Source organism: Lacticaseibacillus boliensis (genome assembly GCF_054784775.1).
The window spans coordinates 1-19493 of the sequence record NZ_BAAIHN010000030.1; the positions used below are offsets into that span (position 1 = coordinate 1).

14 protein-coding genes are annotated in these 19493 nt (G+C 54.1%); 13 read left to right on the forward strand and 1 reads right to left on the reverse strand.

Annotated features, from left to right (window positions below; translation table 11 throughout):
- The first annotated feature begins 175 nt into the window (after positions 1-175).
- From ACYVRB_RS11175 to ahpF, 12 genes are all read left to right on the forward strand, one after another.
- A complete protein-coding gene (locus tag ACYVRB_RS11175; protein WP_461215435.1) occupies positions 176-871 on the forward strand; it encodes a WxL domain-containing protein in 696 nt (231 codons plus the stop codon).
- A gap of 74 nt (positions 872-945) precedes the next feature.
- Positions 946-1968, forward strand: coding sequence for a DUF916 and DUF3324 domain-containing protein (locus ACYVRB_RS11180; protein ID WP_461215436.1), 1023 nt, complete (start codon positions 946-948; stop codon positions 1966-1968).
- Positions 1965-2975 carry a DUF3324 domain-containing protein gene (locus ACYVRB_RS11185; RefSeq protein WP_461215437.1) on the forward strand — a complete coding sequence of 337 codons (1011 nt, stop codon included), beginning with the start codon at positions 1965-1967 and terminating at the stop codon, positions 2973-2975. The genes ACYVRB_RS11180 and ACYVRB_RS11185 overlap by 4 nt, the downstream gene beginning before the upstream one ends.
- A gap of 14 nt (positions 2976-2989) precedes the next feature.
- Positions 2990-5533, forward strand: a complete 2544-nt coding sequence (locus ACYVRB_RS11190; protein WP_461215438.1) for an autotransporter outer membrane beta-barrel domain-containing protein — start codon at positions 2990-2992, stop codon at positions 5531-5533.
- 19 nt (positions 5534-5552) lie between these two features.
- The gene (locus ACYVRB_RS11195) at positions 5553-6245 is read left to right on the forward strand and encodes an EAL domain-containing protein (protein WP_461215439.1); all 693 of its coding nucleotides are present in this window, start codon (positions 5553-5555) and stop codon (positions 6243-6245) included.
- A gap of 137 nt (positions 6246-6382) precedes the next feature.
- Positions 6383-7762: an FAD-dependent oxidoreductase gene (locus ACYVRB_RS11200; protein ID WP_461215464.1), complete on the forward strand. Its 1380-nt coding sequence runs from the start codon at positions 6383-6385 to the stop codon at positions 7760-7762.
- A 181-nt stretch (positions 7763-7943) separates the two neighbouring features.
- Positions 7944-8633, forward strand: coding sequence for a metallophosphoesterase (locus tag ACYVRB_RS11205; RefSeq protein ID WP_461215440.1), 690 nt, complete (start codon positions 7944-7946; stop codon positions 8631-8633).
- A gap of 237 nt (positions 8634-8870) precedes the next feature.
- On the forward strand, positions 8871-13145 hold the full coding sequence (locus ACYVRB_RS11210) for an acyl-CoA dehydratase activase-related protein (RefSeq protein ID WP_461215441.1): 4275 nt from the start codon (positions 8871-8873) through the stop codon (positions 13143-13145).
- A gap of 220 nt (positions 13146-13365) precedes the next feature.
- A complete protein-coding gene (locus ACYVRB_RS11215) occupies positions 13366-14016 on the forward strand; it encodes a TetR/AcrR family transcriptional regulator (protein WP_461215442.1) in 651 nt (216 codons plus the stop codon).
- A gap of 120 nt (positions 14017-14136) precedes the next feature.
- Positions 14137-14565: a hypothetical protein gene (locus tag ACYVRB_RS11220; RefSeq protein ID WP_461215443.1), complete on the forward strand. Its 429-nt coding sequence runs from the start codon at positions 14137-14139 to the stop codon at positions 14563-14565.
- 178 nt (positions 14566-14743) lie between these two features.
- Positions 14744-15307, forward strand: coding sequence for an alkyl hydroperoxide reductase subunit C (gene ahpC, locus ACYVRB_RS11225; RefSeq protein ID WP_461215444.1), 564 nt, complete (start codon positions 14744-14746; stop codon positions 15305-15307).
- Positions 15307-16845: an alkyl hydroperoxide reductase subunit F gene (ahpF, locus tag ACYVRB_RS11230; protein ID WP_461215445.1), complete on the forward strand. Its 1539-nt coding sequence runs from the start codon at positions 15307-15309 to the stop codon at positions 16843-16845. Before ahpC ends, ahpF begins: the two co-directional genes overlap by 1 nt.
- Before the next feature lie 112 nt (positions 16846-16957).
- On the opposite strand, the gene ACYVRB_RS11235 is transcribed toward ahpF, so the two are convergent.
- Positions 16958-18148: an aminotransferase class I/II-fold pyridoxal phosphate-dependent enzyme gene (locus ACYVRB_RS11235; RefSeq protein ID WP_461215446.1), complete on the reverse strand. Its 1191-nt coding sequence runs from the start codon at positions 18146-18148 to the stop codon at positions 16958-16960.
- A 364-nt stretch (positions 18149-18512) separates the two neighbouring features.
- Here ACYVRB_RS11235 and ACYVRB_RS11240 point away from each other — a divergent pair, with 364 nt between their 5' ends.
- Positions 18513-19430 (forward strand): DMT family transporter, encoded by a 918-nt coding sequence (locus ACYVRB_RS11240; protein ID WP_461215447.1) that lies wholly within the window; start codon positions 18513-18515, stop codon positions 19428-19430.
- Positions 19431-19493 lie beyond the last annotated feature (63 nt).

Genomic DNA, 19493 nt, shown 5'->3' on the forward strand with positions numbered 1-19493 from the left:
CGTGATGGTTTTCGTCGACTCAACCTTAGCATATAGGCGCACCCAATGGGTGAAACACCAAAGCAGCGCAGTCCCGTGTGAATCATGGGATTGCGCTGCTTTTTTGAAATTCTATGAATAATCCAGGATTAATAATCGAGTAATTTAATGTTCATCTTATGGGGGCGTAATTAACATGAAAAAAACTTTGCTTTTAGGCGGTGCATTACTTGCTGCCGCAGTAACAGCAGTATTTACAACAAATACAGTCTCAGCAGGTACTGGCGATGAATCGAGTACGTCTGCAACGACGACAACAACCGCGGCCACAAAACCGGATACTTCGAACGCGACATTCACCATCTTGGACAATGGGGCTAATGCAGATGGCAAGTCACTGTATCTGACGGCGGTTCCGAGCTTTACATTTGGAAGTCAGAACTTGACCGATTTGATGAAAGGAGACGTCAGTTTTGGTTCCGGTAAAAGCGATAATAACGGTGCGTCTGTCGGGGGCCAACTGGGTGTCGCTGATTATTCACAAACCGATAAAGGCTGGAATGTGACGGCCAAGGTTGGTGATTTCACCGGTGATACGACTAAAGCAAAATTGACAGCTTCCAGTCTCGCGTTTACGATCGGCAGTGTGTCCGGCGATAACGTTGGCGCGACCGACGGGACTGATGTAACGGTCGGCACAACGGATATCGTCAAAACTAACAATGCCGTTTTGACCGCAAAACCAGGCTTTGGTGAAGGCCAGACGACGGCACAGGTCACCGCGCCAAGTCTGACGATTGCTAAGAACGTGAAGGCCAAAGCAGATACGTACACTGGCCAAGTCACCTGGACGGTGGACAACGGTACGCCTAAAGCACCGGCTGCTGACTAAATGATGTGTGTTGATCCCGGCCTTTCGCCTTTTGGCGGGGGACGGGATTTTTTGAATCGTAAAGGGAGAATGGTATGTACAAGCGTTTGATAAGCCTCGTGGTAATGATCGCGGTGGCGTTAGGCTTTGCCGCAATTAATCCGGTGCAAGCGACAGGATCGTCATTTTCGTTAACGCCGACATTGACCGATGCCGCCAGCAAGGATGCAGGCTATTTTAATATCATCGCAAAGCCCGGACAGAAGGTGACCTTTGGCGCGACGTTGACCAACCTCACCGACGCGACAAAGCGCGTCAAGGTTGCTGTTGCTAATGCTTACACGAGCAACAACGGGCAGGTCATGTATGATCCGGCCGGTCCACGCGACAGCTCGGCGCAATATCGCTTGTCTGCCTTAGCGGGAAAAGGGTCCACCATCACCTTGCCGCCGAAAGCCTCCCGCCATATTAGCTATCCCGTCACCGTGCCGAAAACCGGTATTCATGGCGAGTTGCTCGGGAGCCTGCACGCAGTCGATGTGTCCACATATGGCAAGGCGACGCAAGGCAACCTGACGATCCGCAATAAATTTGCCGCTTTTTCGACCATCATCTTGCGCACCAATAATGCGTATGTCAGTCCTGATCTCAAGATGCCCAAGCTCAAGATCGGGATGCAGGCCGGGCACGCGGCGATGCTGGCGACGCTGCAAAACGTCGAGCCACAGCTTTTTGGTAAAATGCGCATCAAGGCGAAGGTCTACAAAGGCAACAGCACCAAAGCCGTGATGACGCGCGAAGTCAGCGACTACGCAATGGCACCTAATTCGCACTTCAAGTTTGCGGTGTTTTCTGGGCACGCTTTTGTTGCGGGCAAGTATACGATCGACCTGGTGGCAAAATCCGGGACCCACACCTGGCATTTTCGTCGCTCGCTGAAGGTCTCACAGGCCAATGCTAATAAGGTCAACAAGCAGGCTAATCTAAAAGTCGCCAATCCATTCCCATGGTGGCTCGTCGCGCTGATCGTGTTGTTGATCTTGATCATCTTGTTGTTGCTCTTCTTATTATTTAAGCGCCGCAAGCAAGACCGCGACGACGCGGAGCAAGATCAATGAGCCGGTTGAGGCACTATTGGTGGCTCTTGTTGTTGCTGGGGTGGTTATTGCCGACCCAGCCGGTGCATGCTGATGGCGCGACGTTCACCGTGACGCCTAAGCTGACCAATCAGGCCAGCAAGCAAAACCACGACTTCGAGTTTGTTGCCAAACCCGGCACGTCTGTTGCGTTGCCGATAACAGTGACGAACACGACGGCAACGACCAAAACAATCAAGGTAAGCATTGCCAACCTATACACTGGTAACAACGGCCAGATCGGGTATGATCCCAATGGCCCTGATGACGACTCTGCGCGCTATCGGCTTGCCTCGCTGACGGGCAAACCGCAAACGGTACATCTGGCAGGCAACCAATCTAAGCAGGTGACGTTCACGATTGCTGTGCCCAAGACAGGTTTTGCCGGTGAGTTAGCAGGGTCGGTGTATGCAATCGATGCGGCATCTTATCAAGGCAAGGCGGCAGGTAAGATGAGGTTGCGCAACCGCTTTGCGACGTATATTCCGGTGATCTTGCGCACCAACACCACCTACGTCCATCCACAACTCAAGCTGACGAAGCTCACCGCGGGTCAAAGCGCCGGTTCGCCGGTGGTGTTGGCACAGATTCAAAACACGGCACCACAGATGTTCGGCCAGCTGAGCCTGGATGCAAAAGTGTTCGCTAAAGGCAAACAAAAGCCGCTGTTGACCCGACAAGTCAACGGCTATGCCATGGCGCCAAATTCACATTTTACGTTTGGAATCGTGTCTAAGACCGCGCTCAAAGCTGGGGATTATACGGTAGAGTTGACGGCCAGATCAGGTCAGCGGACCTGGCATTTTAACCAACAAGTTCATGTCGCCGACACAATCTCGGCTGAGGCGGCACCAACTAGCCACTCGACTAGCCACCAGATGACACCGACAGTGTCACGTTCGATCGTCGTGCTCATTGTGGCGTTGTCATTAGTGGCTGGCGGGCTCGTCTGGCTATTGTGGCGGCGCTTGAAAACGGTCAGGAAATGAAGGGAGGGATCAACGTGCAACTAGCCAAGCCCAAATTCGGGATCGCATTGATCGGGATGTTGCTCATCCTAATGACCCTTGCAGTTTTTCCGGGAAACTCCGCTCACGCGGAAATCATTGCTGGACCCAACGATATTACCCAATACTGGAGCGGTAAAGGGCTTGATTATTCAGACGCGGCCAACGTGACCTCGCAATACGGCGGGGATGCCATGGCTAAGACCCAGATAGCCAATCCCAATTCACCATTGATCCTCGCACCGGATTCGGTGAGTGCAACGAACTTGAATAGCACGTCTGGGGCAAAAACGGCGCCGGCAATTACCAGCAAGTCGGTGGTTACCTTCACGTTCAAGGCGGGCGATACGGTGGCGACGCGCATTTTTGGTGACGCTGAAGACGATTTCACCAACTTCTTGATGTCGCTGACGGTGACGCAAGGTAGTGGCTCGGGCTGGTTTGATCTCACCAGCCCCGGTGTGACGGTCACAGCCGATGGCACCAAGCTCAATCCCGCGAGCAACAAAGGCGGGATCCCGATCAGCGCTGCTAATTGGTATGGTAGTCACGCCGGCAACGTTTTGACCGTCGATGGCGGCACGATCACGATCGACAAAGACATCAAGATCGTGGTCGATATGAGCAAGGTCACCTTGAGCAACGGGAAAAAAGTCGACGACACCGCGACGAGCTTGGCGATTCGAGAGCAGTTTGCCAACAGCCACTATGGCACGACAACGAACCAAGGCATTTTGAAAATGCTTGTCGGCACCTTGCAATACACGGTCACCTTAACCCCGAAAATCACCGATCAGATGGTGTTGCCGGCTAATGCCAACGGCTACTTTGCGATCCTCACCGGGACGATTCAAAACGCCGGTGATTCCTTGCAGATCGGAGTCGCCGGCAGCAACGGCACGCTGGACACCAGCACCGCCCAAAAGGTCACGGCCGTTGGTGACAACAAATGGATGTACCTGATCACCGATGCCCAGGCGAAGGCCTGGGGGTTGACGCGCAACAGTGACGGGACGACCAATAAGAAGATCGTCGTCGTTGAATCGCAACCCAAGACGGCCAATACCGGGGATGCGTCGTCGACAATCTCTGGGGCACCTGATGCCACCGATGATGATAATATCAAGGAACTGATCCAAAAAATCACCGATATTCTCGATAAGCTCAAAAACGGTGGCGGCGTCAGCGGTTCGGCGATCGATGAGGCGGTTTCTCAAGTCGGAACGGCGGTGCAGCAGACCAAAGAAACAGAAGACACGAAAGCCTCGGGTTACGCATTGACCCTAACGGTGCCAGGTAGCCAGACCGCCGCCGATTTCATGTTCACGACAGACTACAAGAACGTGACCGGTACGCCGATTTTGGGCAGCCCCAGCGACAAGTTGGATTGGCAGCTGACCAAAGATGGTAAACCGGTGACTGGCGTCGCACTTTCTAAGCCGACTGTTTCATCAACCAATATTGGTAATACCAATGTTTTGACCACAGACGTCAATGCAGATGCAGATTCGGGTACCCTGACGGCTAATTCCAAGGCGTTTGAAGGCAACAACCCGAGCGGTGTTGACGCGATGGTGCAGGCGACGTTTACGGTGAACGGTCAGGCCCAGCGGGTGCTCAAGCAAGTGCACATCATCTCGTTGAAACCTGAAGACACCGGCGATACCGAAGGCGTTGTCGCCGGGTCAGACTACACGTTCAAGTTGAATGAAACGCCGGCTTCACTGACGGCAAACACGACGCCGACTTGGGGATATGCACCCAAGCTTGCCGGTTGGGCCGGTAGCGAGAATCAAAATGCCACCGACAATGACGGGAACACCTGGACGTTGGACCTTGGCAACGTCACCTACATGCAAGCCGGCGATCTGTGCCAGATGAAGGTCACCTTCAAAGACGGCAAGACGACGATGTATTCTAACGTCGCCATGGTGAAAATCAAGCCCAGCACTGGCCCGATGATCTACACCGTCCCGGCGGCGTTTCACTTCAGCCTGGCCGATGGTCAAGGTAATCCGACAGGCAAGGATCCGAATCTGACCGCTGTGATCCCAGGGCTATACGGTAGCGGTCAATCCTTAAGCGCCACTGGCGGCCAGTTTGCCTTTGGGGTCCACAATGGCGGCACGCCGACGCAATGGGGGATCCGAGCCCAGCTGGAAAACGCATCGATCACTAACGGCCAAGGTGATAAGTTTGATAACGCGGAAGCCGCCTTCACCTTCAAGCTCAAAACGCCGAGTGCTGATGCGGCAGACGTCAAACAAGCAGGCGTCGCCCAAGCCGATACCGATGGCGTGATCACGAGCAATCCAGACTTGGCGTTAGGCAATTTTGTGCCGGACAATCAGGCGTATAAGTACGGAAGCGCGTTTTTGATTTTCTCGGGGACCAGCACGGGTGATTTTGATTTATATGGTGATTTATCTGCCCAACTGCAACTCGGTCCGGCCGGGTCTGCCAAGGCGGGCACCTATACGGCAACGATCGATTGGAGTACAGGCGTTGAAACCGCAGAATCCATGGTCGCGGCAAGATAGAGGAAAGTGAATTAAGACGATGATAAGATTATGGGGTCAACCGAAATATGATGCCACGAGTGGCAAACTAGCCGGCTATGAACTGTTTTTGCGCGAGCAGCAGGAAGCTAACGGTCGGTGGTTGTTGCCTAAAGATTTCAGCCAATTTTCGCCGCAGACGATGGCCAATTTGATCGAAGCGACGCTTGAGACGCTGCCCAAGGATTTTGAGCTGGTGAGTTTCAATCTCGACCAAGAGCAGTTCATCGACCCAGCGTATGTGGCGTTGTTAGTGGCACTGCAAGATAAGTTGACCTACGACTTGGTGATCGAGTTGACCGAACGCCGCGGTACCGGCAATGTGCCGGTGGATGCGCAGATGTTGATTGCAGCCGCCAAACGGTTTGAAGAGGTCGGTTTGGTGGTGTGCTTAGATGACGTCGGCACCGGTGCCAACACGAAGGCTTTGGTATCAGCACTCGATCCGTATGTTGCCGAGTACAAGTTTGCACTGCAAAATGTGCGCGGCAAGCTTTCGGTGGCGGAGATCGTCACTGCGATCACCTACTGGCGCATCCGGGCGCAACAGCAACACAAGCGGTTTGCCTTAGAAGGATTCGAAGAATCAACGGATATCCAGCTGATCAGGCGTTTTTCGCCCAACCTGGTGCAGGGCTATTACTTCGGCCGGCCGCATGTCTTGCCGATCGCGGCAGACTTTGATGCCCAATAATCATGATGACAGAAGCTAAGTCCGTGACGGCTTGGCTTTTTGTATGGGCGACCCCGTCAGCGGTGGGTGGTGTTGACGGGCTTACGCTTTTCGATTAAAGTTGAGAGAAGAGTTTGGGGGCGTTTTCATTGGAAATTGTGATCATTGGCTGTACCCATGCCGGTACCGCTGCCGCACAGGCCATTATGGCGGCATATCCGCAGCATCACGTGACGATTTTTGAACGCCACGATGACATCAGCTTCTTGGCTTGTGGCGTCTCGTTGTATCTTGACGGCACCGTCAATGACCTTCAGCGTCTGCATTACCAAACTCCGGAAGCGTTGCGGCGTCAAGGGGCGACGGTGTGGTTGCATCATGACGTCACGCGGGTGAACGTGGCAGCACACAAGGTCTACGCGCGTGACTTGGTGACCGGCGCGGCCAAAAGTATCCGTTACGACAAGCTGATCGTCGCCACCGGGGCACGCCACAGTCTGCCACCGTTAGCCGGTGCCGACCGGTCGCGGATCTTGTTGTGCAAGGATATGGAAGAAGCCGAGACCGTGCATCGATCGGCGACAACTGCGCAAACCATCGCCTTGATCGGTGGTGGCTATGTTGGCGTCGAATTGGCGGAAAGCTATGCGCAAACAGGACATATCGTCACCATCTTCGAATCCAGCGACCAGCTGTTGCGCAACTATCTGGATGCTGCAGGTGCTGGGATCGTTTTGGCACGTCTGGCAGATCATGGGGTGATGGTGAACCTCAATGATCCGGTGCGGGCGTTTGCAGCAGCCCCCGGGCAAATTGGCGTCAAGGCACGTAGCGGGGAGGCTGCCTTCGATCTCGCTGTTGCCACCACGGGTTTTGCACCGGCAACGGCTCTGGTGGCAAGTCAGCTGACCTGTGACCGTCACGGGGCGTTGGTGTGCGACGCGTATGGGCGTACTTCAGATCCAGATGTGTTCGCGGCGGGCGATTGTCGCACCAGCTTGTTCAATCCAACGGGTGCTGCGGCATACATCCCCTTGGCCAGTGCCGCCTTGCACCAAGGCGCGCTCGTCGGTGTGAATGCATGCGGCGCCAAACAGCCGGATTACGGGACCCAAGGCACCAGCGCGATCAGCGTCTTTGGTTTGTGCGTGGCGACGACCGGCATTACCTTGGCTCATGCGCAACAAGTCGTTGGGTTGCGTCCACAAGCGGTGACCTTTAACGGCACCTGGCGGCCAGCGTTCATGCCAGACACCTCAGCATTGACCATCACCCTGGTGTATGATCAATTGTCGCGGCGGATCTTGGGAGCGCAACTGTTTTGTGAGCATGAGGTGGCCCAAAGCGCCAACGCGCTGTCGATTGCGATCCAAAATAATAATACGATCGATGACCTGGCGCATGTTGACATGTTGTTTTCGCCGCATTTCAACGAGCCGAGTAACTATCTCAACCAGGTGGCGCAACTGGCGGTCGCCAAAGAGCGGCCGACCGGACAGGTGCCACGATTCACTGCCCGAGGCGCGGCTGATCGCTAGCCGTGAAATCGTCTACAAAATGTAACGGGACCGTCATCTGATGGGACCGCTTTTTTTGTATAATCACCCTAGCGGAGGTGGACTGATGGTGAAAGTGATCGCAGTGGGTGACATTCATGGGCAGATGGGGGTGTTTGCGCGACTAGATGCGGTGTAGGCACGCTACCCCGGCGCCATCACCGTGTTCATCGGGGATTATATCGACGGCCATAAGGCGGGGTTTGCGGTGCTGGAAGAGATCCGTCGGCGCTGGCTGGCAGACGCCGAGCACACCGTCGTGTTGCGCGGGAATCACGAACAGATGATGTTAGATTATTTGCGTGATGAAACCGACGATAACTGGTTGAACAATGGCGGTGCCACCACCTTGCGCGAGGCGGTGCGTCACCATTTTGGGCAGGCCGGCGGGACCCGAACCAACCGCAAACTTGTCAATAGCGCGTATTCAGGGTTGCTGGCTTGGGTGCGGGAGCTAACGCTTGATTATCGCCGCGAGCGTTTGTGGTTGGTCCATGCCGGTTTGGACCTCGCCCAGCCGGAAGGAACAACTGCCGAAACCAAGCTGTGGGCGCGGGAGAGTTATTGGTATGGCGGCCAGGTCACCCCGATTTTTGCCAGCAATCCGCTACAAGCCACGATCGTCACTGGCCACACGCCAACCGGCTACATCGAAGGCCGCTATCGCCAAAACCTATTGCCACCTAAGCTAATGGATTATCAGCGGCATCCGGTGTTCGTGTTGCAGTATCCCGGTGAATACGCCCGCGTGTTCATCGATGGCGGCAATCACGGTGGCGCCGACACCAGGCTCGGCAATGTGGTGGTGTTGGCTAGCGAATCCGGTGCCTTGCTCGAAAAAATCGAAGATTAACGTGCAACTAAACAAAAAGCGTCGCCGCAACGGCCAGTGGGCAGATTGCGGCGACGCTTTTTGTCGTTATCGATTGGTAAAATCTTACATGTGATTCAATCGCCCGTTAACAAATTGTGACAATCTGACCATATTGCTATGCAAAAATATCTGATTGGGTGTACACTAATCTGAAAGTAAGTAGTCACTATCTAATTCTTTGAATTGGACATGGAATGGAAATTTTGAGGTGAAGACATGCAAGAAGAAACACTGTATGGTGGCATCGATGTTGGGAGCACAACGGTTAAGCTCGTTGTGATGGATGCAGACCACCACACCCGTTTTGCCCGGTATGAACGCCATTTTTCTGACGTCAAGGCAGCAAGCAAGCGGGTGTTGGATGAAGCCATCGAAGAACTTGGCCCCAACACCCATCTCGCCTGCACCATCACTGGCTCTGGCGGCATGGGGCTGGCTAACCTCTTACAATTGAAGTTTGTTCAAGAAGTCATCGCCTGCACCAAGACGGTGGAGGAGCTGATTCCACAAACTGACGTTGCGATCGAATTAGGCGGGGAAGACGCGAAGATCACGTTCTTTGGGGCTTCTTTGGAACAGCGGATGAATGGGTCGTGTGCCGGCGGGACCGGCGCGTTCATCGATCAGATGGCGCTGTTGCTCAAAACCGACGCTGATGGGCTCAATGAACTGGCCAAAAATGCCAAGACGATGTACCCGATCGCCAGCCGTTGTGGCGTGTTTGCCAAAACTGACGTTCAGCCGCTGATCAACGATGGTGCGCGCAAAGAAGACATTGCCGCATCGATTTTTCAAGCCGTGGTCAACCAGACGATCTCCGGCTTGGCGGCTGGGCATAAGATCCGCGGCAACGTCGCTTTCTTAGGCGGTCCGCTGTACTTCATGGATCAACTGCGGGCCCGCTTCATCGACACGTTGAACCTGACGCCTGAACAAGTGGTCTTTCCAGAAGATCCGCAACTGTTCGTGGCCAAAGGCGCGGCTTTGTATGCCAACGATCAGCCGATCACGACCTTGGTGGCCTTGGAAGACAAGCTCGAGCACGGGGATGATTCCGGCATGCACCCGTCACACTCACTGGAACCGTTGTTCAAAGACGATGACGAGTTGCAAGAATTCCGCAAGCGCCACGCTCAAGCACAAGTTGAAAGCCGCGACCTCGCCAGCTATCGTGGGGTGGCCTTTTTAGGGATCGATGCCGGTTCGACGACGACCAAGGTGGCCTTGATGTCGGATGACAACAAGTTGCTGTATACCTATTACGACAGTAACGACGGCGATCCGCTGGAGAAGACCAAGCAGATCTTGCGCGACATGCACGAACACATGCCAGAAGGGGTGACGATCGGTAAAACCGCCGTCACCGGTTATGGCGAACACTTGATCAAAAACGCCTTGATGGTCGATATCGGCGAAGTTGAAACCGTCGCCCATTACCGCGCGGCGCATTACTTCCAGCCTAACGTCGATTTCATCTTGGATATCGGCGGCCAAGACATGAAGGCCATGACGATCAAAAACGACGCCTTGTCGACGATCAAACTTAACGAGGCTTGTTCCAGTGGCTGTGGGAGTTTCCTCGAGACTTTTGCCACCGGTTTGAAATATGATATCAAAGACTTTGCCCAAGCTGCCTTGCTCGCCAAGCACCCAAGCGACCTGGGTTCTCGGTGCACCGTGTTCATGAACTCCAAGGTCAAACAGGTGCAAAAAGAAGGCGCCAGCATCGGTGATATCGCCGCCGGTCTCAGCGTGTCTATCATCAAGAACGCCTTGTTCAAGGTCATCAAGATGCGCAAGGCTGAAGACATGGGCAAACACATCGTCTGCCAAGGCGGGACCTTCTATAACGAAGCCGTCTTGCGTGCGTTTGAAAAAATCGCCGGCGTCGAAGTGATCCGGCCAAACATCGCTGGCTTGATGGGCGCTTATGGTGCGGCCTTAATCGCCGAAGAAGCCTATCAAGAAGGCGACAAGACGACGCTGTTGTCTGTCGATCAGTTCGATAAGCTGACCTTCACCAAGGAATACATGCACTGCGGTGGTTGCGAAAACAACTGTGCGCTGACCATCACCGTCTTCAACGATGGCCGCCGCTTCGTCACTGGTAACCGGTGTGAAAAAGGTGAAGCCCGTGGCTTGCGGCAACACCTGAAGAAAGAAAACGGCAAGATCAACTTGGTCGAAGAAAAGTACAAGTTGCTTTTCTCTTATCGCCCGTTGCGCAAAAAGCTGGCGACCCGCGGTGTGATCGGCATTCCACGCGTGTTGAACATGTACGAAAACTACCCGTTGTGGCAGACATTCTTCACCAAGCTTGGCTTCCGCGCCGAATTGTCGCCTAAAGGTAACAAAGACCAATACGAAAAAGGGATGGAAACCATTCCTTCAGACACGGTTTGCTACCCGGCCAAGCAGGTGCACGGCCATATCCAAGCCTTGATCGACAAGGGCTACAAGCGGATCTTCTATCCCGCCGTGGTTTACGAAGTCCAAGAAAACGCCGATCAGGACAACCATTTTAACTGCCCAATCGTGCAATCTTACCCTGCCGTCATCAAGAACAACGTCGATGAAATCACCAACGGCAGCATCGACTACCGCGATCCTTATCTGAACCTCGCGGATAAAAAGGCGTGCGCGGAATCACTGTACGAATGCTTCAAAGACCTCGATATCTCCAAAAAAGAAATTGAAGACGCCTTAGACGCCGGTTACAAGGAACTGGAACACTTCAAACTCCAGATCCGCAACCGCGGCGAAGACACCATGAAGATGTTGATGCGCACCGGTGAACACGGTATCGTTTTAGCTGGCCGGCCGTATCATTTGGATCCAGAAGTCAACCATGGGATCTCACAGCTGATGACCGCTGAAGGCTTCCATGTGCTCACCGAAGATTCCATCGCCCATCTCGGCGACGTCAAGGGCCTGCGGGTCGTCAACCAGTGGACCTACCACAGCCGCCTGTACGCGGCCGCACGGATCGCAGCGAAGACGCCACAGCTGGAATTCGTTCAACTGAACTCCTTTGGTTGCGGGATCGATGCCATCGACGCCGACCAGATCGAAGAGATCATGGATCGCTACAACCGCCTGTACACCAGCTTGAAGATCGATGAAGGAACCAACATGGGCGCCATCCGCATCCGGTTGCGTTCCCTGAAAGCAGCCGTGGCAGAACGCACCAAGCGCAAGATCATGCCAGAGAAGTTGGAAGACGATCCAAAGCCTGTCGACTTCACAGAAGATATGCGCAAAGACGGCTACACCTTGTTGCTGCCGATGATGTCACCGATCCATCAACACGGCTTAGTCGATGTCGCCTTACAGGCCTCTGGCTACAACGTGGTGAACCTGCCGATGGACGACCGTAAGAGTATCGATGTCGGCCAGAAATTCGTCAACAACGACGCCTGCTACCCGGCGATCATCTCGATCGGGCAGATGCTTGAGGCCTTGCAATCAGGCAAATATGACCTCAACAAAACCGCGGTGATGATGACCCAAACCGGTGGTGGCTGCCGAGCAACGAACTATATCCCGTTGATCAGAAAAGCGCTCAAAGATGCCGGCTTCGAACAGGTCCCGGTGGTTTCCCTCAGTCTGGGGAACCAAGGGGTCGAAGAGACGCCTGGCTTCAAGTTCACGATCCCGCTGCTGAAGCGTGCGGCGATTGCCTTCTTGTATGGTGACTTGTTCGAGCGTGTCGTCTACCGCACCCGGCCTTACGAAACCGAGCCTGGAATGATCGACAAGATGCACGAGCAGTGGCTTGAGTTGGTACGCCCTTCGGTTGAAAAAGGTTCGTTCCGTGAATTTAAGAAGAACGTTGCCCAGATCGTCAAAGACTTCGACACCGTGCCGCTTGATGAAAGCCGCATCCGGCCAAAAGTCGGCGTCGTCGGCGAGATCTTGGTCAAGTATTCACCAATCGCCAACAACAACGTTGTGCGGTTGCTTGAAAAAGAAGGCGCCCAAGTCATCGTGCCAGACATCGTTGGGTTCATGAACTACAGCCTGTACAACCAGCTGTACAAGTACAATCATCTTGGTGCCAAGGCATCGGCCAAGTACTTCGCGGAGTTTACCATGGGGCTGATCCGCTGGTGTGAAAAGCCGATGCAAAAGGCGCTGACCGCCTCCAAGCGGTTTGATGGGATCGAAGCGATCGACGAAATCGCCGACGATGCTTCGCATATCTTGAGCCTTGGCAACCAAACCGGTGAAGGCTGGTTCTTAACCGGTGAAATGATTGAACTGTTGAAGTCCGGGGTACCGAACATCATCTGCATGCAGCCATTCGGTTGCCTGCCAAACCACATCGTGGGCAAAGGCATGGTCAAGGAGTTGCGGCGGCAGTTCCCAGGGGCCAACATTGCCCCGATCGACTACGATCCAGGGACCAGTGTGGTCAACCAGCTCAACCGGATCCGGTTGATGCTAGCGACCGCCAACAAGCACCTCGAACCCGCAGTCGCGCAAGCATAGCAAAACAGTCTAAGGTGGCAGGCGCTGCCTTAGGCCTTTTGCGTAGCGGAATATTTCATCTGGTCAGCTTGGCTGGCCGGTACATAGCGCTCCTCCTAGAAAGCGATGTCAATCGCGAGAATAGTTGGCTAAATCTTTCCTAATTATTGTGCAAAGCAGTTCCGTAGGTTGTCTGGAAGTGCTATGCTATCTCTAATAACCACGCAAGGAAGCGGAAAAAATGGTACAAGAACTTCAGAGTATTTTTGATCAGGAAGCCGAATCCGGCAAAGGTTTGTCACGCAAGCAACAGGCCGTGTTAGACGCCAGCTTGGAGTTATTTGCTGCGCATGGTTACGACGGCACTTCCACAGCTGATATTGCGCATAAAGCGGGGGTGTCTGAAGGCACGATCTTCAAGCGGTTCCGCACCAAAGAAGGCCTGTTGCAGGCGATTCTCGGACCGTTTTTGAATCGGGTCATGCCCAAAGCTGCCGGTGAGTTCGTCTCAACGCTGGCCGAGCAGCGTTTTCCCCACTTCGCGGATCTGTTGGAGTTCGGGATTCGTGATCGGATCAGCTTCGTGATGAACAACCGCGCGGAGATGAAGATCTTCATTCAAGAAATCGGGAAAAATCCGATCTTGCTGGTGCAGATGACCAACATGCTCGCCGATACCATGCGAGATTCTTTCAATGACATCCTCAAGGTCTACCAAGACAATGGCGAACTGGTACGCTGGGAATCTATGCGGATCATGCGCTATTGTACCAGTGTCATGATCGGCTACATGATCCCCAACGTGATCATGGACGATCAGCCTGTGGATTGTGAACAGGTGACCCACGACGCCGTCGAATTCTTACTGGCCGGATTGACGCCGAGAAACTGATCGATCGAAGATAACCACCACCGGATTTTGCGGTGGTGGTTATTTATTTTTCCATCTTGCGCCTGATGAGATCATGAGCGATTTTCGATAGACTAAGGGTAAAGCAAGGAGGATCAAACAATGAAAGCAACGGGCATGATGATCATGATCGTCACAGCAGGGGTGTTGTTCTTGACCGGGTGCGGCCAGCGCCAAGGTGCCGGTGACAATTCGGCCAGTTCAACAAAAACCAGCCAGGTGTCGCAGAAGTCACCAAGCGCCTATCTGGCACACGTCAAGGCCCAAGGGCTGACCTTGACCGACCAAGCCAAGATCGCCGCCAGTGACTTACCTAAGGGCGCAACAGCAGGTGTCGGTTTCCAAGGTGCCGGCAACGTGGCGATGCAGTTGCTCACCTTTGACACCCAGGCGCAGGCCAACGCCGCCCAAAAAACTGCCATCAGTCGCCAACAGCGCGCTTATACCCAAAACCGGCTTTTGTTGACCGCCGATAGCGGCATGGGGCGCGGTTGGTTTGAGAAGTATCAGCACGCCATTTTCCAACAATGAACCGCTTGCCAAAGTCCTCGAAACATTGACCGGGTTTCGAGGCTTTTTTTGGTTGCGATACAGTAACCGCTTTAGTTGTGTGCAATGCGGAATGAGGGGTTCCAAAAAGTCAACCCTTTAATTAATAATCATTCTAGTGTACAATGAGGGCGTACCGAACAATAAGGAGGTTTTTCACATGAGTTTAGTTGGAAAAGCAGTCGAGCCGTTCACCGCACAGGCGTATCGCAATGGTGAGTTTGTCACCGTTACCGATGCCGATTTGAAAGGGCATTGGAGCGTCGTTATGTTCTACCCAGCAGACTTCTCCTTCGTGTGCCCAACCGAGTTGGAGGATTTGCAAGACCAATACCAGACCCTGCAAAGTCTGGGTGTTGAAGTTTACTCCGTATCTGAAGATACCCACTTTGTTCACAAAGCCTGGCATGATGAATCAGACGCCGTCGGCAAGCTGCAATACGCGATGATCGGCGATCCTTCCCATCAGTTGGCACGGATGTTCGACGTGCTCGATGAGGAACAAGGTCTCGCACAACGCGGGACCTTCATCCTCGATAAGAACGGCGTGGTTCAATCGATGGAAATCAACGCCGATGGCATCGGCCGCAACGCATCAGAATACATCGACCGCATCAAGGCTGGCCAATATGTTGAAACCCACCCAGGCGAGGTTTGCCCCGCTAAGTGGAAGGAAGGCGAAGAGACCTTGACGCCAGGCCTCGACCTTGTAGGCAAGATTTAATGTTAGACGACAAGTTAAAGCAACAGCTCAAAGCTTACTTTACTTATCTGCAAAAGCCGGTGGTGTTCCGGCTAGACGCAGGTAATTCCGCCAACGGGCAAAAAACCCAGGCCTTCCTCGACGATGTGGTGGGCCTGGATTCGCGGTTGTCGATCGAACCCGCGTCACTTCAGCGGCAGCCGAGCTTTACGGTCGATGCGGCTGGTCAAGCGCCGTCTGGGATCATTTTTGCCGGGATCCCGTTAGGACACGAGTTCGAGTCTTTCGTCCTCGCCGTACTGCAAGTCTCAGGACATGCGCCAAAGATCACTGACGCTCAGCGCCAGCAGATCATGGCAATTGACCAAGACCTGCAGTTTGAGACCTTTGCCAGCTTGTCATGCCACAATTGCCCAGATGTCGTGCAGGCTTTGGACATCATGAGTGTGCTGAACCCGCATATCAAACACACCATGATCGAAGGTGGCATGTATCAAGATGAAGCCAACGCCAAAGACATCATGGCGGTGCCGACCGTCTTCTTGAACGGTGAAGAGTGGCACAACGGCCGCGCGACCTTGGATGAATTGGTGGCCAAAGCCGCAGGACATAGCGGCCCGGCGCCGGTCGCCCAAGAAGCCCAACAACAAGTCTATGACGTGTTGATCATCGGCGGTGGCCCTGCTGCAGGGACCGCGGCAATTTACACGGCTCGCAAAGGCCTGGCCACGGCGATCGTTGCTGATCATATCGGCGGCCAGCCGCTGGAAACCGTGGGGATCGAAAACATCCCCGGGACGGATTACATCGAAGGCGAGCACTTCATGCAAAACATCGAAGCGCAGCTGAACAAGTACCACGTGACCTTGATCTCTGGGCAAACCGTTACTAGCTTGACTGAAGGCCAGCCGGTGTTAGTTGGACTCAAAGGTGACACCAACCTCAAGGCCAAAACCGTTATCGTCGCTACCGGCGCACACTGGCGCAATCTCGGGGTGCCTGGCGAAGACGAGTTCCGCAACAAAGGGGTGGCTTATTGCCCGCACTGCGATGGTCCGCTGTATAAAGGCAAAGACGTCGCTGTTGTTGGAGGCGGTAATTCTGGGATCGAAGCGGCGATCGACCTTGCCGGCATCGCCAAGCACGTCACCGTGCTGGAATTTGCTCCTGAGATCTCCGCAGACGCCGTCTTGGTGACCAAGGCGCGTTCGCTCAGCAATGTTGACTTGATCGCTAACGCGCAAACTACCGCCGTTGTCGGCGATGGGCGGGTATCCGGTCTGGATTATACCGATCGTGGTGATGGCAGCACCAAGCATCTCGATTTGGATGGCGTCTTCGTCCAGATCGGCCTGGTGCCAAACACCGAATGGGCTAAGGACGCCTTGACGCTCAATGCCCACCATGAAATCGTGGTCGACAAGCGCGGCGCCACCAACATGGCCAACGTGTTTGCCGCCGGCGATTGCACAGATTCTGCGTACAAGCAGATCGTTATTGCCATGGGCAGCGGTGCGACCGCGGCCTTGAGTGCCTTTGATGCGCTCGTTCGCGGATAAATAGTTGAATAAATAAGCGGGTAGCCCGTACGGGTTGCTCGCTTATTTTGTTGTTGGGCAAATAAAAAAGCGGTTTGCATCCCATTCAAGGCATGCAAGCCGTTTTTATCGTTTATGCGGGTTTGTTTTCGTTGATGTAAGCGGCCAGGCGCTTCATGGCTTCTTCTAGATCCGCCATGGAAGCGGCGTAGCTGAGGCGGACATACTTTTCACCGCCCGGGCCGAAGCCATTGCCGGCGATCAAGGCGAGCTTGTTTTTGTGCAACAGGTCGTCACAGAACTTGTTGCCGTCTTGGATGTAGCCTTCTGGGATCTTGGCGAAAACGTAGAAGGCGCCATTCGGGTTCGGGACCCCGAAGCCTAGAGCAGACATCTTCTCGATCACGAAGTCGCGGCGCTTTTCGTATTCAGCCTTCATCTTCAAGGAGTCTTGGCGTCCTTCTTCGGTGGACAGCGCTTCGATCGCGCCGGCCATTGCTGGGTTAGACGGGCAGGTTACGTTGAAGGCGTGGGCTAAGGTCACCTTGGCCATCAATTCCTTAGGGCCTGCGACAAAGCCGATTCGCCAGCCGGTCATGGCGTGGGACTTGGAGACGCCGTTGATCAAGAGGGTTTGTTCCGGCAAGGCCTTGGCGAAGCTGTAATGCTTGGCGCCATAGGTCAGTTCGGAATAGATCTCATCGGAAATGACGATCAGGTCGGTCTTGGCAATCACCGCAGCGAGCGCTTCGACTTGTTCCTTGCTATAGGTCACGCCAGTCGGATTGGATGGGAAGTTCAACAAGATCGCCTTCGGATGCGTTTCAGCGATGGCTTTTTCTAACTGTTCTGGGGTCAAGACGAAGCCGGTGCTTTCGGTGTTCATGTAGACGGGTTCAGCGCCGTTGATGCGTACCAGCTGGTCGTACAACGAGAAGGTCGGGCTTGGCATCAAGATCTTATCCCCTGGGTTTAAGGCGATGTCGAGACAAGAATGCAAGGCTTCGGTGGCGCCGACGGTCACGGTGACTTCGCTGTTAGGGTCGTAGTCGAGGTCGTAGCGATCCTTCAAGAAGTGGACGACGGCCTGACGGAATGCGGGCCAGCCTGGCGTCGGGGCGTAGTGGGATTGGTCTTTGTTGATCGAGTCGATCGCGGCTTGTTTGATGTGCTCTGGGACGTTGAAGTCGGGTTCCCCTAACGACAGCTTGATGACGTCTGGGATCTTGCTGGCTTCGGCATCGAAGACACGGATCGGGTTGGCGCCTAAGCCGTCGTATGTATGTTTGAGATCTTTGAGTAATCCTGGTTTGGTTGTTGGCATGAAAATTCCTTCTTTCTCATTATCAAGTTATGGTAAAACGCAAAAACACCGGACTGCCAGTCGGCATCCGGTGTTTGGTCTGTCCAATAAGGGACGATTGGTTCAACCTAGCACGCGGATGCTGTTTCGTCATCCGCGCGCCACGAAATTACCGGGGCGTTCGGATGACTATCCGAAATACCCGGAGAAAAATCGACGTGCAGCTGTGGTTGAACGATATGTCATGTGAATTACTTCCTAACTTGTGATTGTCATCAATTTACAACGTAATTCTAATGTTGTCAAGCATAAGCCGGGTGATTGTGCCTTGCCATCATTTTGTTTATAATGATTCGGACAAGGAAGATAGAAAAGGACAACCGATATGCAACTTTCTAAATCAATGTCGCGCTCGCAGAAGGCGCGTGGCATTTGCTATGCGATTTTTGGCACCATGCTCTGGGGCGTGTCGGGCAGCGTGGCGCAGTATCTCTTTGCATCAGCACATGTTTCCGCGACATGGCTGGTCGGGGTGCGGCTGTTGACGGCCGGCATCTTGCTACTGGGCTGGTATGCACTTGCAACCCATGAATCGATCTGGGCGATCTGGCGCAAACAGTCCGGCTGGCGGCTCGTTGTTTTCGGGCTGTTGGGGATGATGCCTTCTCAAGCGACCTACTTCATGGCGATCAGCTATGGCAATGCGGCAACGGCGACCGTCTTGCAGTTTCTCGGCCCGCTGTTCATCATCGTCTACCTTGCCGTTGCAAACCGGCAGCTGCCGCGGCGTATCGACACGATTTCGATCGCTTTGGCCTTGTTTGGGACCTACTTGTTGGTCACTCAAGGGCGCCTGACCAGCTTGGCGCTATCGCTACCGGCGGTGATCTGGGGCGTTTTGGCCGGGGTCAGCCAGGCGAGTTATACGCTGTTGCCGCGCAAATTATTGCAGGCGTTTGACGCCCGCCTGGTTGTCGGCTGGGCGATGATTTTAGGCTCCTTGGTCTTTTGGCCGAAGCTGGCGATGACCATGCCGCCTGTATTGAGCGTTGGCAATTTGCTCGGCATTGCGTTTATCGTGATCGGTGGCACGATGTTTGCGTATCTGTTGTATCTCAAGAGTCTGCAGTACATCGACCCGAGCGCGACCGGCATGCTCAGCGCCTTTGAGCCATTGACGGCGACGGTTGTGGCGGTCGGGGTGTTAGGTACGCGCTTGGCGCTGCCAGAGGTGATCGGTGGCGCCTTGATCTTGCTGACGACAGTTTTACAGGCGTTGCCGCAGAAAAATCTGCGTCGGTAGCGTGACAGAAGATCGCAATTACAACAACGATGGTAGCGAATTCATATTAGCTTTTTAATCATT